The sequence below is a fragment of the Pseudomonas sp. TE21435 genome (genome assembly GCF_056279265.1).
In genome coordinates this window covers 3,996,912-4,019,146 of sequence record NZ_JBWBQZ010000001.1, presented here as the reverse complement: position 1 = coordinate 4,019,146, position 22,235 = coordinate 3,996,912, and the positions used below count along the sequence as shown (strand labels likewise).

At 65.1% G+C, this 22,235-nt stretch carries 19 protein-coding genes and 1 pseudogene; 9 read left to right on the top strand and 11 right to left on the bottom strand.

Features of this window, described 5'->3' with window-relative positions; genetic code table 11:
- Positions 1-42 precede the first annotated feature (42 nt).
- On the bottom strand, positions 43-813 hold the full coding sequence (locus tag ACZ9C1_RS18200; protein ID WP_102683031.1) for a TerC family protein: 771 nt from the start codon (positions 811-813) through the stop codon (positions 43-45).
- Positions 814-885: 72 nt separating this feature from the next.
- Positions 886-2,193: a CitMHS family transporter gene (locus ACZ9C1_RS18195; protein WP_046853643.1), complete on the bottom strand. Its 1,308-nt coding sequence runs from the start codon at positions 2,191-2,193 to the stop codon at positions 886-888.
- A 268-nt stretch (positions 2,194-2,461) separates the two neighbouring features.
- On the opposite strand from ACZ9C1_RS18195, the gene ACZ9C1_RS18190 reads away from it, so the two are divergent.
- Entirely contained in the window at positions 2,462-2,863 is a 402-nt protein-coding gene (locus ACZ9C1_RS18190) for a GFA family protein (RefSeq protein ID WP_277502359.1), read from the top strand.
- A gap of 109 nt (positions 2,864-2,972) precedes the next feature.
- On the opposite strand, the gene ACZ9C1_RS18185 is transcribed toward ACZ9C1_RS18190, so the two are convergent.
- From ACZ9C1_RS18185 to ACZ9C1_RS18160, 6 genes are all read right to left on the bottom strand, one after another.
- Positions 2,973-4,931, bottom strand: a complete 1,959-nt coding sequence (locus ACZ9C1_RS18185; protein WP_139674576.1) for a DUF7844 domain-containing protein — start codon at positions 4,929-4,931, stop codon at positions 2,973-2,975.
- Positions 4,928-5,248 carry a DUF2388 domain-containing protein gene (locus ACZ9C1_RS18180; RefSeq protein WP_011531558.1) on the bottom strand — a complete coding sequence of 107 codons (321 nt, stop codon included), beginning with the start codon at positions 5,246-5,248 and terminating at the stop codon, positions 4,928-4,930. Before ACZ9C1_RS18180 ends, ACZ9C1_RS18185 begins: the two co-directional genes overlap by 4 nt.
- A gap of 35 nt (positions 5,249-5,283) precedes the next feature.
- Complete coding sequence (locus ACZ9C1_RS18175) at positions 5,284-5,577, bottom strand: DUF2388 domain-containing protein (protein ID WP_434728988.1); 294 nt, start codon at positions 5,575-5,577, stop codon at positions 5,284-5,286.
- Positions 5,578-5,663: 86 nt separating this feature from the next.
- Positions 5,664-5,981 carry a DUF2388 domain-containing protein gene (locus ACZ9C1_RS18170; RefSeq protein ID WP_102683036.1) on the bottom strand — a complete coding sequence of 106 codons (318 nt, stop codon included), beginning with the start codon at positions 5,979-5,981 and terminating at the stop codon, positions 5,664-5,666.
- Between the two features lie 297 nt (positions 5,982-6,278).
- Positions 6,279-6,491 carry a DUF1127 domain-containing protein gene (locus ACZ9C1_RS18165; protein ID WP_011531561.1) on the bottom strand — a complete coding sequence of 71 codons (213 nt, stop codon included), beginning with the start codon at positions 6,489-6,491 and terminating at the stop codon, positions 6,279-6,281.
- Between the two features lie 353 nt (positions 6,492-6,844).
- A complete protein-coding gene (locus tag ACZ9C1_RS18160) occupies positions 6,845-8,233 on the bottom strand; it encodes a NorM family multidrug efflux MATE transporter (protein ID WP_198754937.1) in 1,389 nt (462 codons plus the stop codon).
- 155 nt (positions 8,234-8,388) lie between these two features.
- On the opposite strand from ACZ9C1_RS18160, the gene ACZ9C1_RS18155 reads away from it, so the two are divergent.
- The 3 genes and pseudogenes from ACZ9C1_RS18155 to ACZ9C1_RS18145 all read left to right on the top strand — a co-directional run bounded on the left by ACZ9C1_RS18155 (position 8,389) and on the right by ACZ9C1_RS18145 (position 11,507).
- The gene (locus tag ACZ9C1_RS18155; protein WP_102683038.1) at positions 8,389-9,318 is read left to right on the top strand and encodes a LysR substrate-binding domain-containing protein; all 930 of its coding nucleotides are present in this window, start codon (positions 8,389-8,391) and stop codon (positions 9,316-9,318) included.
- Between the two features lie 182 nt (positions 9,319-9,500).
- Positions 9,501-10,640, top strand: a pseudogene (locus ACZ9C1_RS18150) (Cache 3/Cache 2 fusion domain-containing protein); the annotation flags it as partial.
- Entirely contained in the window at positions 10,638-11,507 is an 870-nt protein-coding gene (locus tag ACZ9C1_RS18145; RefSeq protein WP_476254583.1) for a methyl-accepting chemotaxis protein, read from the top strand. The pseudogene ACZ9C1_RS18150 and the gene ACZ9C1_RS18145, both read left to right, overlap by 3 nt.
- Positions 11,508-11,546: 39 nt before the next feature.
- Here the strand turns inward: ACZ9C1_RS18145 and hglS are convergent, their stop codons facing one another.
- Together hglS and ACZ9C1_RS18135 are read right to left on the bottom strand one after the other, a co-directional pair.
- Entirely contained in the window at positions 11,547-12,932 is a 1,386-nt protein-coding gene (gene hglS, locus ACZ9C1_RS18140; protein WP_476254244.1) for a 2-oxoadipate dioxygenase/decarboxylase HglS, read from the bottom strand.
- 145 nt (positions 12,933-13,077) lie between these two features.
- Positions 13,078-13,977, bottom strand: coding sequence for a LysR family transcriptional regulator (locus ACZ9C1_RS18135; RefSeq protein WP_102683041.1), 900 nt, complete (start codon positions 13,975-13,977; stop codon positions 13,078-13,080).
- 136 nt (positions 13,978-14,113) lie between these two features.
- Here ACZ9C1_RS18135 and amaB point away from each other — a divergent pair, with 136 nt between their 5' ends.
- Positions 14,114-15,604 carry an L-piperidine-6-carboxylate dehydrogenase gene (gene amaB / locus ACZ9C1_RS18130; RefSeq protein WP_277502351.1) on the top strand — a complete coding sequence of 497 codons (1,491 nt, stop codon included), beginning with the start codon at positions 14,114-14,116 and terminating at the stop codon, positions 15,602-15,604.
- Between the two features lie 128 nt (positions 15,605-15,732).
- Positions 15,733-17,019: an L-pipecolate oxidase gene (amaA, locus tag ACZ9C1_RS18125; RefSeq protein ID WP_476254243.1), complete on the top strand. Its 1,287-nt coding sequence runs from the start codon at positions 15,733-15,735 to the stop codon at positions 17,017-17,019.
- Positions 17,020-17,142: 123 nt separating this feature from the next.
- Here amaA and ACZ9C1_RS18120 read toward each other — a convergent pair whose 3' ends face one another.
- The gene (locus tag ACZ9C1_RS18120; RefSeq protein WP_102683044.1) at positions 17,143-18,570 is read right to left on the bottom strand and encodes a mechanosensitive ion channel domain-containing protein; all 1,428 of its coding nucleotides are present in this window, start codon (positions 18,568-18,570) and stop codon (positions 17,143-17,145) included.
- Between the two features lie 273 nt (positions 18,571-18,843).
- Between ACZ9C1_RS18120 and ycaC the strand changes: the two genes are divergently transcribed.
- The 3 genes from ycaC (at position 18,844) to ACZ9C1_RS18105 (ending at position 22,195) form a co-directional block, all read left to right on the top strand.
- On the top strand, positions 18,844-19,473 hold the full coding sequence (ycaC, locus tag ACZ9C1_RS18115; RefSeq protein ID WP_102683045.1) for an isochorismate family cysteine hydrolase YcaC: 630 nt from the start codon (positions 18,844-18,846) through the stop codon (positions 19,471-19,473).
- A gap of 118 nt (positions 19,474-19,591) precedes the next feature.
- Entirely contained in the window at positions 19,592-20,158 is a 567-nt protein-coding gene (locus ACZ9C1_RS18110) for an antibiotic biosynthesis monooxygenase (RefSeq protein WP_277502349.1), read from the top strand.
- A gap of 66 nt (positions 20,159-20,224) precedes the next feature.
- Positions 20,225-22,195 carry an amidohydrolase gene (locus ACZ9C1_RS18105; RefSeq protein WP_457377744.1) on the top strand — a complete coding sequence of 657 codons (1,971 nt, stop codon included), beginning with the start codon at positions 20,225-20,227 and terminating at the stop codon, positions 22,193-22,195.
- The last annotated feature ends 40 nt before the right edge of the window (positions 22,196-22,235 follow it).

Below are 22,235 nucleotides of genomic sequence, written 5' to 3'. Positions count from 1 at the left end.
AAAAGGCCCCGAAGGGCCCTTTTGCTACCGCGCTTCCTGGGTTTATTGACCCGGGATGTCCTTGCGCAGTTTCACTGGATCGTGTTCCTTGCCCTTCTTGCGTGCCATCGCCGTGCGCATGCGGATGTTGATCGCCTCCACCGCCAGCGAGAAAGCCATGGCGAAGTAGACATAGCCCTTGGGCACATGCACATCGAAGGACTCGGCGATCAACACCGTACCGACGACGATCAGGAACGAAAGTGCGAGCATCTTCAGCGACGGATGCTTGTCGATGAAATCGCTGATGGTGCCGGCGCAGAGCATCATCACCAGCACGGCGACGATGATCGCGGCGATCATCACCGGCACGTGGGAGACCATGCCCACCGCGGTGATCACCGAGTCCAGCGAGAACACGATGTCGATGATGGCGATCTGGATGATGGTGTAGAAGAACTTGCCGCCCGAGCCTTTCGGCTCGTCCGCGCTCTCGTCCTCGCCTTCCAGGCCGTGGTAGATCTCCTGGGAGCTTTTCCACAAGAGGAACAGGCCGCCGAAGAACAGGATCAGGTCGCGCCCGGAGATACCCTCGCCCAGCACATGGAAGAGGTCGTCGGTCAGGCGCATGACCCAGGTGATCGACAGCAGCAGCATGATCCGCGTGACCATGGCCAGGGCCAGGCCGAAGATCCGTGTGCGCGGTTGCATGTGCTTGGGCATGCGGCTGACCAGGATCGAGATCATGATGATGTTGTCGATCCCGAGCACGATCTCAAGCGCGGTGAGGGTGAAAAAGGCAACCCAGATTTCCGGGCTGGTCAGCCATTCCATGTGTATTCCTTCGAGCGGTAAAGGCAAAGCGCCCTGATGGCGGGCGCTTTGCGGTTGGATGAGGCGCTTGTCTTACAGACTGCTGAACAGCGGGAAAGTCCCCAGTGCCAGTGCGCCGAACATTATGCACAGGCACACCAGCACTGCCCACTTGAGGGTGAAGCGTTGGTGGTCGCCGAACTCGATGCCGGCCAGGGCCACCAGCAGGTAGGTGGAGGGTACCAGTGGGCTGAGCAGGTGTACCGGCTGCCCGACGATCGACGCGCGGGCCATTTCCACCGGGGTGACGCCGTAGTGGCTGGCGAACTCCGACAGCACCGGCAGCACGCCGTAGTAGAAGGCGTCGTTGGACATGAAGAAGGTGAACGGCATGCTGACCAGTGCGGTGATCACCGCCATGTAGGGGCCGAACGCTTCCGGGATCACCGCCAGCAGGCTCTTGGACATGGCATCGACCATGCCGGTCCCCGACAGGATGCCGGTGAAGATGCCAGCGGCGAAGATCAACCCGCTCACGGCCAGCACGCTGGAGGCGTGGGCGGCGATGCGGTCCTTCTGCTGCTGCAGGCACGGGTAGTTGACGATCATGGCGATGCTGAAGGCGATCATGAACAGCACCGGCAGGGGCAGCACGCCGGCGATCAGCGCGACCATCAGCGCGGCGGTCAGGGCGCCGTTGAACCACAGCAGCTTGGGCCGGCGGGCTTCCGGGAACTGCGACACGCTGATTTCGCTGTGGTCGATGTCGTCGGTCGGCAGGTGCAGTTCACCGAGGCGGGCACGTTCGCGCAGGCCGTACCAGTAGGCGATGGCGAGGATCGCCAGTACACCGAAGGCCATGGCCGGGATCATCGGCACGAAGATGTCAGAAGGGTCCACGTGCAGGGCGCTGGCGGCGCGCGCGGTAGGGCCGCCCCATGGGGTCATGTTCATCACCCCGCCAGCGAGGATGATCAGGCCGGCCATGATCCGCGGGCTCATCCCCAGGCGGCTGTACATCGGCAGCATGGCGGCGCAGCAGATCATGTAGGTGGTGGCGCCGTCACCGTCCAGGGACACCACCAGGGCCAGCACCGCGGTGCCGACCGAAACTTTCAGCGGGTCGCCCTTGACCAGCTTGAGGATCTTGCGCACGGCTGGGTCGAACAGGCCGGAGTCGATCATCAAAGCGAAGTAGAGAATGGCGAACATCAGCATCACGCCAGTGGGCGCGAGCTTGCTGATGCCCTGCAGCATCATCGGGCCGATGTCGCTGTAGAAGCCGCCGAACAGGGCGAACAGGATCGGTACCAGGATCAGCGCGATCAAGGCCGACAGGCGCTTGGTCATGATCAGGTACATGAAGGTGATGACCATGGCGAAGCCGAGGAAGGTCAGCATGGCGGTACTCCAGGCGTGGCGCGGCGAAAGGAAGGACGATTCGGGCGGATCAGCGCGTCAGGCGCTGCGCGAGGAGCAGGCGGAGGGGGACTGCGAAAAGGCGGGCACAGGAAAACATCAGAATCACCATTGTTGTTGTTGATTGGGCCGGGCGCGGAAGTTTCCGGGTGCCCTGGCTGACCGGTCTGCTGCCGGTGGTGGCGCTATCCTATGTGGGCAAGCTTTCAGCCAGCTTTCGCCCGGTGCAAGGCGACGGGAGGTCATTTCGATGGTGGATGTCGTGGAAGGCGGGTGCCATTGCGGTGCCCTGCGTTATCGCTTGTCGGGCGCCCTGGGCGATGTCGCCCATTGCCATTGTTCGATCTGCCGGCGGGTCAGCGGGGGCACTCTGGTGACCTGGGTCACCCTGCCCTTCGAGGCTTTCCAGTGGTTGGCGGGCTCACCGCAGCGCTACATGGCGCCGGAAACCTGTAGCCGTTATTTCTGTGGCAGTTGCGGGGCGCACGTGGCGCTGGTGACGGCCCATAGCCCGGATTCGATCGATGTGACCGTGGCGACGCTGGATCACCCGGAGCGGGTGCCGGCCAATCGGCATATCTGGGTGGGGAGCCGGTTGCCATGGTTGCGGGTGGATCAGGGGTTGCCGGAGGAAGACGAGGAAAACCTGTAGGGCATTGTGCTGCCTCTTCTGGCCCTATCGCCGGCAAGCCGGCTCCCACAGGGTTATGCGATCCCTGTGGGAGCCGGCTTGCCGGCGATAGAGGCTGACCTGCCATGTACTAGGGCAGCTGCAACCCCCCGGCCGCCTTGTGCAACGCCCGCAGGTGCTCGCCCACCTGCTTGATATTGGCCTCGACCGCCTTGATTTCCCGGCCCCGCTCGGGCCCCAGCAGCGCCCTGACCTGCTGGTCGAGGTCGGTGCTCAGGCGCAGCAGCTGCGCCTGGCGCTCGCTGCTCACCTGTTCCAGTTGCTTGCGCTCTTCCGGCTGCGGCAGGCCGTAGCCCCCTGCCCCGAGCAGCTCCGCCGGGCGGCTGAGGAAGCCGCTGTTGGCCAGCATCGCCTGCAAGGTCTCGTTGGCCTTGTCGAAACTGCCGTCCTTGAGTGCCCGCCCGTTCAGGTAGCGTTGCTTGACCTCATCCTGGGCCAGCAGCAGCTGGCGCCGCAGCCCGGCCTGTTCGAGCAGCAGCAAGGCCGCGCTGGTGCGCAGGTCGGCGCGGTCGAACCACTGGCGGCGCTGCTCGGCGTCCAGCGCCAACCAGTCTTCCACCGTCGTCTGTTTGATTGGCAGCTGCTTGCGCAACACCTCGAACATCGCCTGGTAGCGGTCGCGGTAAGAGTCGAAGCGATAGCCCAGGCGCAGGGCTTCGCGTGGATCGTCGAGCACGCTGGTATTGGCCAGCCCCCTGCCCTTCATGACCTCGAGCAGGCCGTTGGGCATGATGCTGTCCAGGTCATTCAGGCGTGGATTGCCGGTGCCGCTGCGCAGCAGCTTGAGCGACTCCACCGCGCAGTTGTTGGACAGGAAGTAGTAGTTGCCGTCGTAGCTCCAGTGCATCTCGGCGGCCTGGCGCACAAGGTTCTCGATCTCGGCGCGACTGAGCTTGAGCGGCACCGAGGCCAGGCTGCGCAGCTCGGTCTTGGTGTACTCGTCGATCACCTGCCCCAGCGGCAGCACGAACAGCCGCGACGGGTAGGCGCCGACCAGGCCGTCCCAACTGGACAGCTGCACATCATTGACGAAGGCGCGGTATGACAGCACCAGGCTCTGGTCGAGGTCCAGGCGACAGGCCGGCCCGCGTGGGCGGCCCGGGGCGCAGATCACCAGGCGCAGCATGCTGTGGCCCCAGCGGCTGACCCAGTTTTGGTTGGCTTCTGCCAGCAGGTAGTCGACCTCATAGACCCGTTCCGGGTCGATCTCGCCCAAGGGTTGGCGGGCAAAGTCGTTGCCGGCGTTGAGGAACGGCAGTCCCTTGGCGCAGACATCTTGTTGCGGCGCCCAGGCAAAGTGGTCGCGCAGGTACTGGTTCAGTGCCGGCCGGCGGCAGCCGTAGCTGGGATCGAGGAGGAAGTACTCCATGTTGACCGCGACGAATTCCTTCGGGCTGCTCAGCTCGTAGGGGTCCGGGCTGCGCACCAGCTGGCCGTTGTGCTGCTCGCGCTCGCCGCGCCGGCCGACGTACTGCGGCCAGCCGGCCAGGTCCAGCAGGCGCGGGTCGTCGCTCAAGGTGAAGCGGCGTTCGGCCTGGCCGCGACAGTCCTGCGGCAGGCCGACTTTGCCAAGCGCGCCCTGCTGGCGCTTGCAGCGGCTGATCAGCTGGCGCTCAGCCTCCGGCCATAGGCGGGCGCGGTCATAGATGTGGGTCAGCTCGTGGAGCACGGTGGCCAGCAGTTCTTCGCGGACGGTGCCATGGGGGCGGTTGGTCTTCTCGCGGGCGGCGCTGCCATCCACGAGACCCGGTAGCAGGCGTCGGTTTAGATCCAGGCTGGCGACCGGCGAGGCCTGGCCATAGGCATCCTCGGGCATGCGTGTGGTCCAGCTGACCAGGATCTGCCGGTCGAGTTGCTGCTTGAAGCGCGGTGGCAGCTTGGCCATGGCTTCGTCGAGCAGCACCTGGCTGGCCTGCCGTTGCGAAGGGTCGAGGCCGTCGGTCTGCAGCACCAGCTGCAGATCGGCCAGGGCGGGCGTGCCAAGCAGCGTCAGGGCGCAGCCCAGCAGCCAGGCACGCATGCGCTTCACAGGGCGAGGATGGCTTCGGCCAGCACCTGGTCGCTGGCGTCGCGGGCTTCGGGCACACGGGCGCGCAAGGTGTCGAAGGCGGCTTCGAGCTGCGCGCCGCGGATGTCGCCATTGCTGGCGACGAAGCTGGCGGCGTCGTCGTGGGCTTCACGCACCACTTTCGAGTCGCGAATCGAGGTGGTGGTGTCGGAGGTGAAGTCGATCGACCGGCCAAAGGCGCGGACGATGATGTTGCTGGTGGCCACCAGGGTGTGTGCCTGGGCCAGGTCGGCGAGCAGCAGCATGCCGAGGGTGGCGGCGATCAGCGGTTTACGCATGGAGCATCTCCGGAAATACAAGGGAGCGGGTGTAGTTATTGGACGAGAATCGCCTCGGCCAGTTCACGGTCACCGACAGAGTGCCGGGCGCTGCCGTGGCGCAGGGCGTCGAACGCCGCCTCCAGGCGGGCGCCACGGATCAGGCCGTCGCTGGCGACGAACGCGGCTGCATCGTCACGGGCCGCGACGATCCGTTTGCGGTCGAAGGGGGCGGCCGTCACCTGGCTGGTGACGTAACCCGTGATGACCAGGTTCTGGGTGGTGGCATCCATCGCCTGGGCGCTGTTCATGCAGGCCAGGGCGACAAAGGAAAGCAATAGGTAACGCATGGGCTTTGAAGTGGCGATTGTCTCGGGCTGCGAAGGCTACCCCGGATTCATGGCTCGGGGCCAGTGAATCCGGGGCAAGGGCAGGGTCAGATGGCGAGGATGGCGCGCGCCAGCTGCGCATCGCTGGCTTGCAGGGCCGGCAACTGCTGGCGGATGTGCACGAATGCGCTTTCCAGCTTGGCGCCGCGGATGGCGCCATCGCTGCCGACGAAGCTGGCGGCATCGTCACGGGCGGCCTTGACGATCTTGTCGTCGCGGAACGAGGAGGAGATATCGGACGTGGCATCGGTCGAGGCGGCTACGGCGCCGACGACGGCATCGGTGGTGACGACGAAGCTGGTGGCGTGGGCGGCACCGGTGAGGGACAGCAGCAAGGCGGCGCCAATCAGGTGATAACGGGACATGTTGGTGGACTCCTGCACAGGGTCAAGGTTGGTTCTGGTTATCGGACGCTCGCTTGGCTCGTCACGGTACTTTATATGCCAGGCGCGTAAGACAAGCGTAACACGCGGCGGTTCTGACGCCGGGGCGCGAAAAACAGATCAAATCGTAACTGTATCTATAGAATTTGAGTTTTATAAAACTGTTGCGGTTGTCTGTGCAAGTGCTCTACTGCGCGGCTTAAAACAAAAAACCCGCCGCAGTTGCCTGCGGCGGGTTCTTGAGAATTCACGGTGCCGGCCTGGGCCGGCGGCCGGCGCTTAGCGCCAGAAAGGCTTGCTCAGCTCTTCGTAGCGCTGCGACTCGCTGATACCGGCGTCGGCCAGCAGGCGGGAGTCCAGGCGCGCCAGTTGGCGGCGGCTGGCCATGCGGCGCTGCCACAGTACCAGGGTGGACAGGACGCGCAGCGGCAGGGCGGCGTTGGAAGCTTGGGCGTTTTCGAAAACCAGGTCGGAACTGAGGGTACGTTCCATGATGTGTCATCCTTCCGCTTGTGGCGGCATTAGGGAGTGATTTAACTGGTGCCCATCTTCCTCCTCTCTCGTCCAGAACAGTAGGTACAGTTCAGGTGTATTGTGATGGGCCAGTTAACTGTTGAAAGCGACTGTTGCACCGGTTATTGAGGGAACTGTACTGGTGCGCACTTTTTTGGTGCGGTTATGTGGTGTTGGCAGGGAAATGATCGGCAGGAAGTGAGGTATATAGCAGTACAGTAGTACAGTTTTAGATGGATGCTGACTTCAAAGTGTTCAGCGATACAGTTGCGGCGCTTGTGAAATCGAGCGCCGCCCGCGCGGCGATGGCGCGCGCAGCGGCTCCGGGGGGCTCAGACCGACAATGCTGCCCGCCGTGCACGCTCAGCCTTGCCCAGCAGCCGCTTCATCCGCCATTCGAAGCCGAACGTCAGCGCCACCGCTGCGCAGGCCAGACCCAGGGCCAGCCCCCACCAGATACCCTGTGCACCGCCACCGAAGGTGAAGGCGAACAGCCAGGCACTTGGCGCACCCACAAGCCAGTAGCACACCAGGCCGATCAGGAAGGTGGTCTTGGCGTCCTTCAGGCCGCGGATCGAGCCCATGGCAATGGTCTGCACGCCATCGAACAGCTCGAACCACGCCGCCACCATCACCAATTGCACGGCCAGCATGAAGATCGCGGCGAAGGCCGGGTCGTTGCGGTCGATGAACAGCCCGACCAGGGCATCCGGCAGCAACCAGAACAGTGCCGCGAAGGCGAACATCAGCGATGCGCCAAAACCAATGCCCACGCGCCCGGCGCTACGGGCCGCCAGCAAGTTGCCGGCGCCGTAATAAAGGCCGACGCGCATGGTCACCGCATACGAAAGGCCCGTCGGCACCATGAATGCGGTGGAGACGATCTGCAGGGCGATCTGGTGCGCCGCCAGCTCCGTGCTGCCGAGCACGCCCATGCACAGGGCGGCAAAGGCGAACAGACCAACTTCGACCATATAGGTGCCGCCGATCGGCAGGCCCAGCCGCCACAGCTCGCGCAGTGCCGGCAGGGAAGGGCGCAGCAGGCCCTTGCGCAGCGGGTAGGCGGCATAGGCCTTGTGCCAGCGGATATACAGTGCGAGCGCGATGGCCATGAGCAGGGTCACCACCGCAGTGACCAGGCCGATACCCATCAGCCCCAGCTTGGGCAGGCCGAACATGCCCTCGATCAGGGCGTGGTTGAACAGGTAGTTGAACACCGTGCCCACCAGGCTGATGACCATCACCGGGGTCGAGTGGCCCAGGGCACTGGTAAAACCGCGCAGGGCCATGAAAGTCATGTAGCCGGGGAGGGCAAGCGGCAGCAGGGTCAGCAACTGCATCGCCGAGTCGACGTTCTCCGGCTTCTGGCCGAACAACAGCAGCACCGGCTTGAGGTTCCACATCACCAGTGCCGAGACCAGCGCCAGGCCCCAGGCCAGCCACAGGCCGCTCTGCGCCAGGCGGGTGACGCCCTCGATGTCGTTGGCGCCCTTGCGGATGGCCACCAGCGTGCCGACCGCGGCAATCACGCCCAGGCAGAAGATCGACACGAACGAGTAGCTCGCCGCGCCCAGGCCACCGCCGGCCAGGGCCTGCGGGCTGATGCGGGCCATCATCAGGGTGTCGGTGAGCACCATCAGCATGTGCGCCAACTGCGAGGCGATCAGCGGCCCGGCCAGGCGCAGCAAAGCCTTGAGTTCGGTGGTGGGCGCGACGTGCATGGGGGCGGTCCTTCTTGATGATTCTGGAAGCGAGCCGTCGATTCTGAGGCTTCGGTCAGCTTTGCACAAAAGGATAAATGCGATCGGTGTCATGAGTCTGACTCATGCCTGTATGATCATTGGCACCGATCCAGCTCCCGTATGACAGGTGCGCCATGATTCGCCAACTGCCTCCGCTTTATGCGTTGCGCGCATTTGAAGCCGCTGCTCGGCTGAGCTCGTTCACCCGTGCCGGGGAAGAGCTGGCGATTACCCAGAGCGCGGTGAGCCGGCATATCCGCACCCTGGAGGAGCATTTCGCCTGTCGCCTGTTCGTGCGCAATGGCCGCAGCTTGCAGCTGACCGAAGCCGCGCGCATGCTGCTGCCTGGTGTGCGTGATGGTTTTGCTTCCCTGGAGCGGGCTTGCGAAACCTTGCGCGGCGAAGATGACATCCTGCGCATGAAGGCCCCTTCGACCCTGACCATGCGCTGGCTGCTGGCGCGCCTGAGTCGCTTCCGCCATCTGCAGCCCGGCAACGAGGTGCAACTCACCAGTGCCTGGATGGATGTCGACCATGTCGACTTCAACCAGGAGCCGTTCGACTGTGCAGTGCTGCTCAGCGATGGCAGCTTCCCGGCGGACTGGGAAGTGCGCCGGTTGTTCTCCGAGTTGCTGATTCCGGTAGGTGCGCCGGACCTGCTCGATGATGCGCCTTGGGACGAGCGGCGCCTGGCCGGTATCGAGCTGCTGCATCCCACGCCGGACAAGCGCGACTGGCGGGCTTGGTTGGCGCGCATGGGCCTGACCGACAAGATCTCGCTCAAGGGCGGGCAGGTGTTCGACACCTTGGAGCTGGGCATGATCGCCGCCGCGCGGGGCTACGGGATCTCCATGGGCGACCTGCTGATGGTGGCCGAGGATGTGGCGCAGCGGCGGTTGAGCCTGCCCTGGCCGACTGCGGTAGCCAGCGGCATGGACTACTACCTGGTGTGGCCACGGACCCGGCCGGGCGGGGAGCGGTTGCGCCGGCTCAGCGTGTTTTTGCAGGAGGAGGCGGCGGCGATGGATTTGCCGGCTGTGCAAATCCTGTCGGCACAGGGCTGACAACCTCTCTGAGGCCACGGCAAGAAAACGTTTGCGAATATCCCGGTCCCGCACTCAAGTATTTCCTACAGACGCCGATCAACTTGCACCAGCGTCCCGGAAGAGGACGCGATTCCCCGTCGATATGCAGCGGGCGGTCAGCGTGATCAGGACGATCCCGGCCTCTTGCCAGGAGCCTTGCCATGTCTCAACCGCGTGCCCGAATCGCCTCGCAGCTCGGGATTGCCCTCGCCATCGTGCTGGCGCTGGTGATCACCGGTAGCACCCTGTTCGCCCTGCGTTCGCTGGACGACGCCAACCTCACCACGCGCCAGGCGCACCTGGCCAGCGAGGCGCGGCTGCTGGCCGATCAGCTCGATACCTTCCACGGTTCGCTAAAGGACAATACCCAGCGCCTGAGCGGCCTGTTCGAGCGGCGGTTCGCCAGCGGACTGGCGCTGCACGCGGGGGAAACGGTCAACGTCGCAGGTGCCGCGACGCCTGCGCTGTACCTGGGTGACCACCTGTTGAACAACGATTTCCACCAGGTCGACGAGTTCCAGCAGATGACGGCCGGTGTTGCGACCCTGTTCGTGCGCAGCGGTGACGACTTCGTACGCATCAGCACCAGCCTGACCAAGCAGGACGGTAGCCGCGCCATCGGCACCCAGCTCGACCGCCAGCACCCGGCCTATCCGAAACTGATAGCCGGGCAGACCTACGTCGGCCGCGCCGTGCTGTTCGAGCGCAACTACATGACCCGCTATGTGCCGGTGCGCGATAGCGGTGGCCGGGTGATCGCTGTGCTGTTCGTCGGCTTCGACTACACCGACGCACAGAACGCCCAGTTCGCCAACCTCAAGCGCTTCCGCATCGGCCAGACCGGTTCGCTGGCGTTGCTGGACGAGCAGGGCAAGTGGCTGGTGCCGCCGGCCGAGGTGCGCGACGGTGAGGCGGCGGCCCAGGCGGCCCAGGCGGCCCAGGCGGCCCAGGCGGTCAAGGCGATCAAACCGGGGGCAGGGCAGTTCTGGGCCGGTGCCGGCGAGCCTTTGTTCAGCGTCACCGAGCCGTTCGCCGAGGGGCCGTGGACCGTGGTGGCAAGCATGCCCGAGGGCGAGATCCGCGAAGTGACCTGGAGCGTCGGCCTGCGCCTGGCCATCGGCAGCGTACTGGCGATGCTGCTGGCCGTGGCCGCCACCCTCTGGCTGCTGCGCCGCAAACTGCGCCCGCTGGGCGACCTGGTGCGCCAGGCCGAAGCCCTCGGCGCTGGCGACCTGAATGCCCGCCTGAGCGTCACCAGCCATGACGAGATCGGCCAGCTCGCCCGCAGCTTCAACCAGATGGGCGATGCCCTGGCGACCATGGTCGAGCATATCCGTGCCGCCTCCGACCAGGTCAGTGGCCGTGCCCGCTCGTTGTCGGGCCTGTCGTCCGGGGCCTGCGAGGGCATGGACCAGCAGTCCGGCGAGATCACCAGCATGGCCGGTGCGGTGGAGGAGTTCAGTGCCACCTCGATGAACATTGCCGACAACATGGCCGGGACCGAGCGCATGGCCCGCGATAACGCGCAGCAGACCCGTATCGGTCGCAGCGCCATGGACGAAGCCTCGGTTTCCCTGCGGCAGATCGCCGAGGCATTGGGCGGTACTGCCAGTGTGATGGACACCTTGGGCGCTCGCTCGCAGGAGATCGGCGGCATTGTCGGCGTGATCACCTCGATTGCCGAGCAGACCAACCTGCTGGCGCTCAATGCCGCCATCGAAGCGGCTCGGGCTGGCGAGCAGGGCCGTGGTTTCGCCGTGGTCGCCGATGAGGTCCGCGGCCTGGCCGCGCGCACCCGCCAGGCCACCGACGAGATCTCGGGCATGATCGCCAGCATCCAGCAGCAGACCGGCCATGCCATCAGCACGCTGGAGCAGGGCAACCAGCTGATGCAGGAAGGCCTGGCGCGCAACGACAAGGTGGCCGAAGCCCTGGCGCGCATCGATGAGCAGAGCCGGGTGGCGGGCGAGCAGTTCGCCGTGATCAGCACCGCGACCCAGGAGCAGAGCAGCACCGCGACGGTGCTCAGCCGCAACCTGCAGAGCATCGCCCAGGCCAACAGCGAACAGCGCGATGTGGCCAATGAACTGGCCATGACGGCCCGCGAGCTGGAAGGACTGGCGGGGCAGTTGCGCCAGGAAGTGGATCGGTTCCGGACTCATCGGTAGGGCATTGGGGCCGCAATGCGGCCCCGGCTTTGCGAAGCCCTACATCGCGCTCAGACCCAACGCCTGCGCACACGCCTGCAACGAGCGCCGCTCGCTCTGCGCATACAGCGCCAGCTCATCCTGCACCTTCAGCCCCAGCGCCTGCTCGAAGGCTTCGCGGTTGGCGTTGCTGCCATAGTCGGCCTGCCCCTCGTCTCCCAGGTTGGACTGGAAGATCCCCGCCGCACTCACCGGCAGGAAGTCCTCGTACACCAGCGCCTCGTAATGCACATGCCCGGCGTCGATCAGCCCTTGCAAGGTAGTGGGGCGGCCGGGCTGCCCGCGTGCCGCCAGTCCCTTGTCGGTGGCGAAATAGCGGAAGTAGGCCAGCCCTTGTTCGCGCATCTGCCCCAGGTCGTCCGGAAATTCGGCGAAATGCTCGGCGAGCAGGCTCATGTAGCGTTCTGCGTTGGCCTCGGCGGACACGCCTCCCAGGGCCGCGCGGGTCGCGTCCAGCAGGCGGTCGTACAGCTGGCGCCCCTTGGGCGTCAGCGCTGCGCCGCGTTGTTCGATCTCGCCGAAGCGCGCCGTGTGACTGCCCTGGGCATCGCTGAAAGCGACCTTTTCCTGTAGCGCCTTGAAGCTGGTCTGGCGTAGCAGGATCGGCTGGCGGCGGGTGGGTGGCCCTTCGACCACGGCCTTGGGTGGAATGCCCTTGGCTGGCATGCCGAGCTGGATGGCGTCGATGTCCAGGGTGCGCGGGGTCAGGTGGTTGATATGGGGGCCTTTGAACGCCACCACGTCAGCGATCAGGCGGTGCTGGTCGTGCAGTTGCTGGTACTGGTCGGCGGTAACGGTGGCGTCCTGGTGCCAGCGGAAGGTGTGCAGCGCTTCCTGGACGAAGGTCTCGGCATCGCTCGCGTTCAGGCCACCATCGCGTTCGCATTGGGCGATCAGTTCCAGCACACGGGCGGTGAAGATCTGCCGCTTGTCGAGAATGCCCTGGGCCAGTGTGCGCAGTTGCGGGTTGTCGATCAGTTCCAGGCGCAGCAGCGAAGTGAACACGCGGAACGGGCTGACATGCAGCGACTGTTCGTGCACGGCACGGAACGCAGTGGAGTGCACCGGTACGCCGGCCGAGCTCAGGTCGTAATAGCCGACCGGTGCCATGCCCATGACCGCGAACAGGCGGGCGATGGTGGCGAGCTCCTCGGCGGTGCCCACGCGGATGGCGCCATGGCGCTCCTGGTCGAGACGTTCGATCTCGCCGGTCCAGCGTAAGGCCTCGGCCACCTTGGGTTGCGCAGCCATGACCTGCCGGTTGGTTTCGCTCACCAGTTCAAGCAGCGTGCCGTACAGGGGAACTTCCTGCTTGTACATGAGCGACATGGCGGCAGAGAACTGCGCACGGATGCTGTCGGGGCTGACGAAATCATGGGCGGGCATCGCAAGCTTCCTGGGTGAGTGGAGGACACTTACATGAAAGCTGGGAATGGAGATGCCGTACAAGCGAAAAAAAGTGCGGGTTTCATTCCTTTTCTTATCGATCTTGACGCCCCTATCGCGGCGCAAGCCTGCTCTCACGACGGCGTCAGTGGTGGCGCCGCTGGATCTGCTCGGCAACCCACTCCACCAACGCCCGCACCTTCGGCACCTCCGCCGCATGTTCGGCATACGCCAGGTAATGCGCGCCATTGCTTTTCATCGCATGGTCCCAGGCCAGCACCAGGCTGCCCTCAGCCAGCTCTTTGGCCACCAGGTAACTGGGCACCAACGCCACCCCGCATCCGGCCTGCGCCGCGCTCAAGGCCATGTAGAAGGTGTCGAAGCGCGGCCCATGGTAGCTGTTGTCGGTATGTAGCCCCTGCTCCAGGAACCATTCGTGCCACGCCTGCGGTCGCGAGGTGCTCTGCAGCAGCACCAGCTCCGCCACCGCGCCGGCGTCAGGCAGCGTGCGCCCTTGCAACAACTCCGGCGCGCACACCGGCACCACTTCTTCGCCGAACAGCTCGATACAGGTCGCCCCGGGCCAGGTGCCTTGACCATAGAAGAACACCACGTCGGCCGAGCCCTGCAGCAGGGCGAACGGTTCCATCTCGTTGCGGATGTCCAGGTGCAGGTTCGGGTGGCGCTTGCCGAAGCCCTTGAGGTGCGGGATCAGCCAGCGCACGCCGAAACTCGGTTGAGTGGCTACCTTCAACACTTCGGTCTGCGAGCCGTAGCTCAGGACATAGCGGCTGGACATGTCCACCTGGGTGAGGATCTTGTTCACTTCGGCCAGGTACAGGCTGCCGGCCGGCGTCAGTTGCAGGCGGCGGCGGATGCGCAGGAACAGGTGATGGCGCAGCATTTCCTCGAGCTGCGCCACTTGCTTGCTTACCGCGCTCTGCGTCAGGTGTAGTTCCTCGGCGGCGCGGGTGAAGCTCAGGTGACGGGCTGCGGCCTCGAAGCACTGCAGGGCGGTCATGGACGGTACCAGGCGTTTGGACATAAGCGGTCTCGGCGGCTGAAATCATTACCTGGTGGAATGATATGCGGAATAAAGGTCGTTTGTTGCACCCGAGTAATCGGATTAATACTGACCCACGATATTTTCAACCCCTTCACCCGATGTAAGGAGAAGCACGATGGTTGCTGGATTGCTCGAGCGCCTTGGCGTTGCCGCTGCGGCTCACACCCAGGGCGATTACCCTGTCCATACCCCCATCGACGGCAGCCAGATCGCCTCGGTGAAGCTGCTCGGCAAGGCCGACACGGTTGCCCGCATCGACCAGGCGCAACAGGCCTTCGAAGCCTGGCGCAGCGTGCCGGCCCCTCGTCGTGGCGAGCTGGTGCGCCTGTTCGGCGAAGTGCTGCGCGAGCACAAGGCCGACCTCGGCGAGCTGGTGTCCATCGAAGCAGGCAAGATCACCCAGGAAGGCCTGGGTGAAGTGCAGGAAATGATCGATATCTGCGACTTCGCCGTCGGCCTGTCGCGCCAGCTGTACGGCCTGACCATCGCCTCCGAGCGCCCGGGCCACCATATGCGTGAAACCTGGCACCCGCTGGGTGTGGTCGGGGTGATCAGCGCCTTCAACTTCCCGGTCGCGGTGTGGGCGTGGAACACCGCGCTGGCGCTGGTGGCGGGTAACGCCGTGGTGTGGAAGCCGTCCGAGAAGACCCCACTCACTGCGTTGGCGTGCCAGGCGCTGTTCGACAAAGCCCTGAAAGCCTTCGGCGACGCCCCGGCAGGTGTGGCGCAACTGGTGATTGGTGGTCGCGACGCCGGCGAAGCCCTGGTCGACGATTCACGCGTGGCGTTGGTCAGTGCCACCGGCAGCACCCGCATGGGCCGCGAAGTGGGCCCGCGTGTAGCGGCGCGTTTCGGCCGCAGCATCCTCGAGCTGGGTGGCAACAACGCCATGATCCTGGCCCCGAGCGCCGACCTCGACCTGGCCGTGCGCGGCATCCTGTTCTCTGCCGTCGGCACCGCCGGCCAGCGCTGCACCACCCTGCGCCGCCTGATCGTGCACCGCTCGATCAAGGACGACGTGGTCGCCCGTGTCAAAGCCGCCTACGGCAAGGTGCGCATCGGTGACCCTCGCAAGGACAACCTGGTCGGCCCGCTGATCGACAAGCAGTCGTTCGATGCCATGCAGGGTGCGCTGGCCAAGGCCCGCGACGAAGGCGGGCAGGTATTCGGTGGCGAACGCCAGCTCGCCGAGCAGTACCCGAACGCCTACTACGTGTCGCCGGCCATTGCCGAGATGCCGGCCCAGAGCGAGGTAGTGCGCCACGAGACCTTCGCGCCGATTCTCTACGTGCTGGCCTACGACGACTTCGACGAGGCCCTGCGCCTGAACAACGAAGTGCCGCAAGGCCTGTCGTCATGCATCTTCACCACCGACCTGCGCGAGGCTGAACGTTTCCAGAGCGCCTCGGGCAGCGACTGCGGCATCGCCAACGTCAACATCGGCACCAGCGGCGCGGAGATCGGCGGGGCGTTCGGTGGCGAGAAGGAAACCGGCGGTGGCCGTGAGTCTGGTTCGGATGCCTGGAAAGGCTACATGCGTCGCCAGACCAACACCGTGAACTACTCTCGCGAATTGCCACTGGCGCAAGGGATCGTGTTCGACTGATGATCGTCGCGGGGGCTTTGCCCCCGTTTCGCCGGCAAGCCGGCTCCCACAGCGACCGCGTCGATCTCTGTGGGAGCCGGCTTGCCGGCGATGGGCCGCAACAAGAATAAAATCTGCTGGAGCCGGTCATGTCCGAACTGCGTCAAGAATGCTTGTGGGAACACCTCACCCAGCCGACCGTTGCCGCCCAGGCCCTGGCCGGTGAGCTCAAGGCCGATGTCTGCGTGATCGGCGGCGGCATCACCGGCCTGTCGGCGGCTATCCATCTGCTGGAGCAGGGCAAGACGGTGATCCTGCTGGAGGCCTGGAAAATCGGCCATGGCGGCTCCGGGCGCAACGTCGGTTTGGTCAACGCCGGCACCTGGATCCGCCCCGACGACGTCGAGGCCACCCTCGGGCACAAGCAGGGTAGCCGCCTGAACAAGGTGCTCGGCGAGGCGCCGGGCGAAGTGTTCGCCATGATCGAGCGCCTGGGTATCGACTGCCAGGCCCGGCATCAGGGCACGCTGCACATGGCACACAATGCCACCGGCATCGCCGACCTCGAAGCCCGCCACCAGCAGTGGACCCGGCGCGGCGCCGACGTCGAGCTGCTGACCGGCGCGCAATGCCAGGAATACTGCGGTACCGACAAGATTTCCGCCGCGCTGCTCGACCGCCGCGCGGGTACCATCAACCCCATGGGATATACCCAGGGCCTCGCCGCTGCCGTGAGCCGGCTGGGCGGCAAGCTGTTCCAGCAGTCCGCGGTTGAAGGCCTGGAGCGCGACGGCGATGCCTGGCGGGTGAAAACGGCGCGCGGCGCGGTGCGCGCCGACAAGGTGGTGATCTCTACCGGCGCCTACACCGAAGGCGACTGGAGCAATTTGCAGAAGCACTTCTTCCGCGGCTACTACTACCAGGTCGCTTCCAAGCCGTTGCACGGCGCCGCCGCCGACCAGGTCCTGCCCCATGGGCAGGGTTCGTGGGACACCCGCACCGTGCTCAGCAGCATCCGCCGCGACGAGCAGGGCCGGTTGCTGCTCGGCAGCCTTGGCCGAGTCGACAACAAGCCAGACTGGTTCGTGCGCAGCTGGGCCGACCGCATCCAGAGCCACTACTACCCGGCGTTGGGCAAGGTCGAATGGGAGATGCACTGGACCGGCTGCATCGATTTCACTCCGGACCACCTGATGCGCCTGTTCGAACCCGCACCGGGGCTGGTGGCGGTGACCGGCTACAACGGTCGCGGCAACACCACCGGCACGGTGATCGGCCGGGCATTCGCCGAGTTCTTGCTCAAGGACGACCCGGACAGCTTGCCGATTCCGTTCTCGCCGATGAAGCCGGTGAGCGCGCCATCGTTGCGCACGGCGTTCTACGAGTCGGGGTTCTCGCTGTATCACGCCGGGCAGTGCCTGCGGGTGGTGCTGTAGTTCCTGTGCCGGCCTCATCGCTGGCAAGTCGCGGCGGCGAACCGCAGCTCCCACAGGCTTTTGCGCGTACCCTGTGGGAGCCGGCTTGCCGGCGATAGGGCCCGTGCGAGCGACGAAGCTCGGTCATTTGTGCAACCAGCTGAGGAAGCCACCCTTCTTCACCACCGCCGGCTTCTGCAACAACAGTGACTCGCGCTTCTGCCGCCGGAACCGCTGCAGTTTGGTCAGTGCCGACTTCACATCGCCGCTCTCGGCCAGGCAACCGCGCACCTGTTCCTTGTCGATGCGATACAGCATGCAGCCACTGAGGGCGCGAAACTCGACAGGCGAGGCCTCGTCATCCACCAGGCCCTCGAGCCCCAGCACCTCGCCAGGCCCCATGCGGCCACCTTCGATAAGCCGCTCGCCGTCGCGCACCGACGCCAGCACCACGCCGCGGCTGATCAGCAGCACATGTTCCGAGCGCTCGCCGATGTCGAGGATCACCTGGTCAGCGAGGTATTCCACCGTGGTCATGCGCTGGCTCAGGGCGTCGCGCTCTTCGTTGCTCAGCGAGCGGAACACCCGCACCTCGTCCAGCAGCTCGCGCTGGCGGCTGCGCACCGGGGCGCCCTGCTCGGAGTTCCAGGTCACGCCGCTGGCTTCAAGGTGGCGGTGGGCCAGGTCGAACAACTGGTTGCGCACTTCGGTCTTGCGCGACATCTCGGCGATGAAGCCGCTGGCTTCGTACTCCACTGACTCAAGTGTCGAAGCCTTCACCGTGACCTTGGGCGCCGGCTTGTCCAGCAGGATGCTGGTGCCTTGCAGGCTCTTCTCCAGTGCATCGAACACCCGTTGCGGGCGCACCTTGGCCGGCACCACGACGCTGATCGACACCCCGTGCACTTCGGCCGGGCGGCTGAAGTTGAGGATCTTGGCCTTGGCTGCCACCGAGTTGGGGATCACCGCCAGGCTGCTGTTGCCTGTGATCAGGCGGGTGGCCCGCCAGTCGATATCAACCACCTTGCCCTCGGTACCGTCGATCGAGATCGAGTCGCCGATCTGGTAGGGCCGCGTGGTGTTCAGCACGATGCCCGAGAACACGTCGGCCAGCGTGCTCTGCAACGCAAGGCCGATGACGATGGCCATGACCCCTGAGGTGGCCAGCAGCCCCTTGACCGGCAGTTGCATCACATAGGCCGCCGCAGCCACCACTGCGGCGAGGAAGATCAACGCCCCGAGCACATCCTGCAGCAGGCGCCCGCCGTGGCTGCCGCGGGCCACCAGCAACTGGCCGAACACCACGGTCACCGTGCGCGCGCCGAACAGCCACCAGCCGATCGCCAGCACCGTGGCCATCAGGTTGCGTGACACGTCGTCGGCCCAGGGTGGCGGTTGCAGCGGGCTCATGCCGGCCGTCAGCAACACCGCGCTGAACAACAGGAAGATCACCAGCCGTGTGGCGATGCGCCAGACCCTGTGCTGCAGCGGGATCAACTGCCAGAGCAACACGTCGAGGAAGATCAGCAAGGTGCCGAGCAACAGCGGGTACGACTGGATGAACGCCAGCATGGTGGTCTCGGTGCGGGGGAGGGCTGTCCGTAGTAATAGAGCAGCTTGAGGTGCCAGGCAATGGGGGCAACGCCGTCCCTGTGGGAGCCGCGGTTCGCCGCTGCGACTTGCCGGCGATGAGGCCGGTGCAGCCAATGCCGCTGCATCGTTCATAAAACAGAACGCTAAAGCCAAATTTCGCTATCTACCGCTACAAAGGTCCTGGTTTTAATCTTCTCCCATCAACGCGAAACACCCAACCCACTGAAGATCGAAACCCAAGGAGCACCGGCAATGAACAACTTCAAATACAACCGCCTGAACAAAGACGACGCCGCCGTACTGCTGGTCGACCACCAGGCCGGCCTGCTGTCCCTGGTCCGCGACATCGAGCCGGACCGCTTCAAGAACAACGTGCTGGCCCTGGCCGACCTGGCCAAGTACTTCAATCTGCCGACCATCCTCACCACCAGCTTCGAGCAAGGCCCCAACGGCCCGCTGGTGCCGGAGCTCAAGGAGCTGTTCCCGGAAGCCCCATACATCGCCCGCCCCGGCCAGATCAACGCCTGGGACAACGAAGATTTCGTCAAGGCGGTGAAGGCCACCGGCAAGAAGCAACTGATCATCGCCGGCGTGGTGACCGAAGTCTGCGTGGCCTTCCCGGCCCTGGCGGCCCTTGAAGAAGAGTTCGATGTGTTCGTGGTCACCGACGCCTCCGGCACCTTCAACGAAATGACCCGCGACGCCGCCCACGACCGCATGAGCCAGGCCGGTGCCCAGCTGATGACCTGGTTCGGCGTGGCCTGTGAGCTGCACCGCGACTGGCGCAACGATGTCGAAGGGCTGGCGGCGCTGTTCTCCAACCACATCCCTGATTACCGCAACCTGATCACCAGCTACAACGCCCTGACCGCCGGCAAGTAAGCCGCCGACAGCCTGGCACCCGCGAGGTGCCAGGCAAGGCAGCACACTCATCCAATCCAGCGCTCGTCTGCCGTTGCACAGTGGTTACAGGCCAGCTCACCTCCAGGGAATGTCAGCGATGAACACCGCAACCGAAGGCAACCGCAGCGTCGTCACGCTTGTGATCCAGCACAAGGTCCGTGCCCAGGCGCTGGCGCACTATGAAACCTGGCTCAAGCGCGCCGTGACCACCGCTCGCCAACAGCCCGGTCATCTGGACGTCAATGTCATCCGACCGGACGACGGCGGCCGCCACTTCACCACCGTGGTGCGCTTCGCCGACGCCGGCCTGCTGCAGGCCTGGGTCAACTCTGCCGAGCGCCAGGCGTTGATCAGTGAAGTGCTGCCATTGTTGGAAGACGGCGATCAGACCCAGGTGCACGATGACCCGGAGTTCTGGTTCACCCCGCCCAGCGTCGGCGCCGCGCAACCGCCGCGCTGGAAGCAGGCTTTGCTGACCTACCTGGTGATCTGCCCGATGACCCTGGTCATTCCGCAATTACTGGCGCCGCTGTTTGCCCGCTATCCGCTGTTGGGTGGCCAGATCACCGGCAACTTGATCACCAACCTGTTCGTCATCCTGCCCGTGGTGTTCTACATCATGCCCTGGGTGACGCGCCGCTGTGCCAGCTGGTTGCGTCGCTGAGCGCCCGCCGTGATCCATTGCTAGCCTTCAACCGCCTGCCGATCACCCACCCGGACGGAAAGCACCATGAGCCAGGACCCTACCGACCAGAGTCGCCGCAAGTTCCTCGCCACCAGCACTGTACTCGGTGCCGCCGGCGCGCTGTGGAGCGCATTGCCGTTCACCGATTCCGCCCATGCCGCCCTTTCAGGAGATCCCATGTCCGCCGACCTCATCTTGTTCAATGGCAAGTTGCACACCGTTGACCGCGAGAAGCCCACCGCCAGCGCCGTCGCCATCAAGGACGGCAAGTTCCTCGCCGTGGGCAGCGACGCCGAAGCCATGGCCCACAAAGGCGCCGCCACGCAAATCATCGACCTCAAACAGCGCACGGTCATCCCAGGCCTGAACGACTCGCACCTGCACCTGATCCGCGGCGGCCTGAACTACAACCTCGAACTGCGCTGGGAAGGCGTGCCATCGCTGGCCGACGCCCTGCGCATGCTCAAGGACCAGGCCGAGCGCACGCCGAGCCCGCAGTGGGTGCGCGTGGTCGGCGGCTGGAACGAATTCCAGTTCGCCGAAAAGCGCATGCCCACCTTGCAAGAGATCAACCAGGCCGCGCCGGACACCCCGGTATTCCTGCTGCACCTGTACGATCGCGCCTTGCTCAACCGCGCTGCGCTCAAGGCCGTGGGCTACACCAAGGACACGCCAAACCCGCCGGGTGGCGAGATTCAGCGTGACAAGTTCGGCAACCCCACCGGCATGCTCATCGCCCGGCCCAATGCCACGATCCTCTACGCCACCCTGGCCAAGGGACCGAAGCTGCCGCTGGAGTACCAGGTCAACTCCACCCGCCAGTTCATGCGCGAGCTCAACCGCCTCGGCCTGACCAGCGCCATCGATGCCGGCGGCGGCTACCAGAACTACCCGGACGACTACCAGGTGATCCAGGAACTGGCCGACAAAGACCAGCTGACCGTGCGCATTGCCTACAACCTGTTCACCCAGAAGCCCAAGGAAGAACTCACCGACTTCAAGAACTGGACGCAGAAGGTCAAGCCGGGCGACGGCAATGACTTCTTCCGCCACAACGGTGCCGGCGAGATGCTGGTGTTCTCCGCCGCCGACTTCGAGGACTTCCTCGAACCGCGCCCGGACCTGCCGCAGACCATGGAGCAGGAGCTGGAGCCGGTGGTGCGCCACCTGGTCGAGCAGCGCTGGCCGTTCCGCCTGCACGCCACCTACGACGAGTCGATCTCGCGCATGCTCGACGTGTTCGAGAAGGTCAACCGCGACATTCCGTTCAATGGCCTGCCATGGTTCTTCGACCATGCCGAGACCATCACCCCGCAGAACATCGAGCGGGTGCGGGCGCTGGGCGGCGGTATCGCCATCCAGGACCGCATGGCCTTCCAGGGTGAGTATTTCGTCGATCGCTACGGCGCCAAGGCCGCCGAGCACACCCCGCCGATCAAGCGCATGCTCGACATGGGCGTGCCGGTAGGGGCCGGTACCGACGCGACCCGGGTGTCCAGCTACAACCCGTGGACGTCGCTGTACTGGATGGTCAGCGGCAAGACCGTCGGCGGGCTGGAACTGTATCCGGAAGGCCTCAGCCGCGAGACCGCACTGCAGCTATTCACCCACGGCAGCGCCTGGTTCTCCAGCGAGCAGGGCAAGAAGGGGCAGATCAAGGTCGGTCAGCTGGCGGACCTGGCGGCGCTGTCGCTGGACTTCTTCAGCATCGATGAAGAAGCGATCAAGGGCATCGAGTCGGTGTTGACCGTTGTCGATGGCAAGGTGGTGTACGGCGCTGCCGAGTTCGACAAGTTCGGCCCGGCGCAGGTGCCGGTGTTGCCGGAGTGGTCGCCGGTGGCCAAGGTGCCGGGGCACTGGCGCGCCGGGGCACCGATGGCGGCGGCGCTGCACCAGTGCGTCGGGCCGTGTGGGGTGCATGCCCACAGCCATGAGAAGGCGCGGCATTCCAGTGTGCCGGTGAGCGATTACCAGGGCTTCTGGGGGGCGCTGGGCTGTTCCTGCTTCGCGTTCTGAGGGTGGCCCGCTCCTGCGCAGGACGTGGGAGCGGCGGTGT

Bases quoted from the DNA above. Each gene is read 5' to 3' on its own strand.
- ACZ9C1_RS18200 (WP_102683031.1), bottom strand. From the start codon at position 813: ATGGAATGGCTGACCAGCCCGGAAATCTGGGTTGCCTTTTTCACCCTC.
- ACZ9C1_RS18195 (WP_046853643.1), bottom strand. From the start codon at position 2,193: ATGCTGACCTTCCTCGGCTTCGCCATGGTCATCACCTTCATGTACCTG.
- ACZ9C1_RS18190 (WP_277502359.1), top strand. From the start codon at position 2,462: ATGGTGGATGTCGTGGAAGGCGGGTGCCATTGCGGTGCCCTGCGTTAT.
- ACZ9C1_RS18180 (WP_011531558.1), bottom strand. From the start codon at position 5,248: ATGCGTAAACCGCTGATCGCCGCCACCCTCGGCATGCTGCTGCTCGCC.
- ACZ9C1_RS18175 (WP_434728988.1), bottom strand. From the start codon at position 5,577: ATGCGTTACCTATTGCTTTCCTTTGTCGCCCTGGCCTGCATGAACAGC.
- ACZ9C1_RS18170 (WP_102683036.1), bottom strand. From the start codon at position 5,981: ATGTCCCGTTATCACCTGATTGGCGCCGCCTTGCTGCTGTCCCTCACC.
- ACZ9C1_RS18165 (WP_011531561.1), bottom strand. From the start codon at position 6,491: ATGGAACGTACCCTCAGTTCCGACCTGGTTTTCGAAAACGCCCAAGCT.
- ACZ9C1_RS18160 (WP_198754937.1), bottom strand. From the start codon at position 8,233: ATGCACGTCGCGCCCACCACCGAACTCAAGGCTTTGCTGCGCCTGGCC.
- ACZ9C1_RS18155 (WP_102683038.1), top strand. From the start codon at position 8,389: ATGATTCGCCAACTGCCTCCGCTTTATGCGTTGCGCGCATTTGAAGCC.
- ACZ9C1_RS18145 (WP_476254583.1), top strand. From the start codon at position 10,638: ATGGGCGATGCCCTGGCGACCATGGTCGAGCATATCCGTGCCGCCTCC.
- hglS (WP_476254244.1), bottom strand. From the start codon at position 12,932: ATGCCCGCCCATGATTTCGTCAGCCCCGACAGCATCCGTGCGCAGTTC.
- ACZ9C1_RS18135 (WP_102683041.1), bottom strand. From the start codon at position 13,977: ATGTCCAAACGCCTGGTACCGTCCATGACCGCCCTGCAGTGCTTCGAG.
- amaB (WP_277502351.1), top strand. From the start codon at position 14,114: ATGGTTGCTGGATTGCTCGAGCGCCTTGGCGTTGCCGCTGCGGCTCAC.
- amaA (WP_476254243.1), top strand. From the start codon at position 15,733: ATGTCCGAACTGCGTCAAGAATGCTTGTGGGAACACCTCACCCAGCCG.
- ACZ9C1_RS18120 (WP_102683044.1), bottom strand. From the start codon at position 18,570: ATGCTGGCGTTCATCCAGTCGTACCCGCTGTTGCTCGGCACCTTGCTG.
- ycaC (WP_102683045.1), top strand. From the start codon at position 18,844: ATGAACAACTTCAAATACAACCGCCTGAACAAAGACGACGCCGCCGTA.
- ACZ9C1_RS18110 (WP_277502349.1), top strand. From the start codon at position 19,592: ATGAACACCGCAACCGAAGGCAACCGCAGCGTCGTCACGCTTGTGATC.
- ACZ9C1_RS18105 (WP_457377744.1), top strand. From the start codon at position 20,225: ATGAGCCAGGACCCTACCGACCAGAGTCGCCGCAAGTTCCTCGCCACC.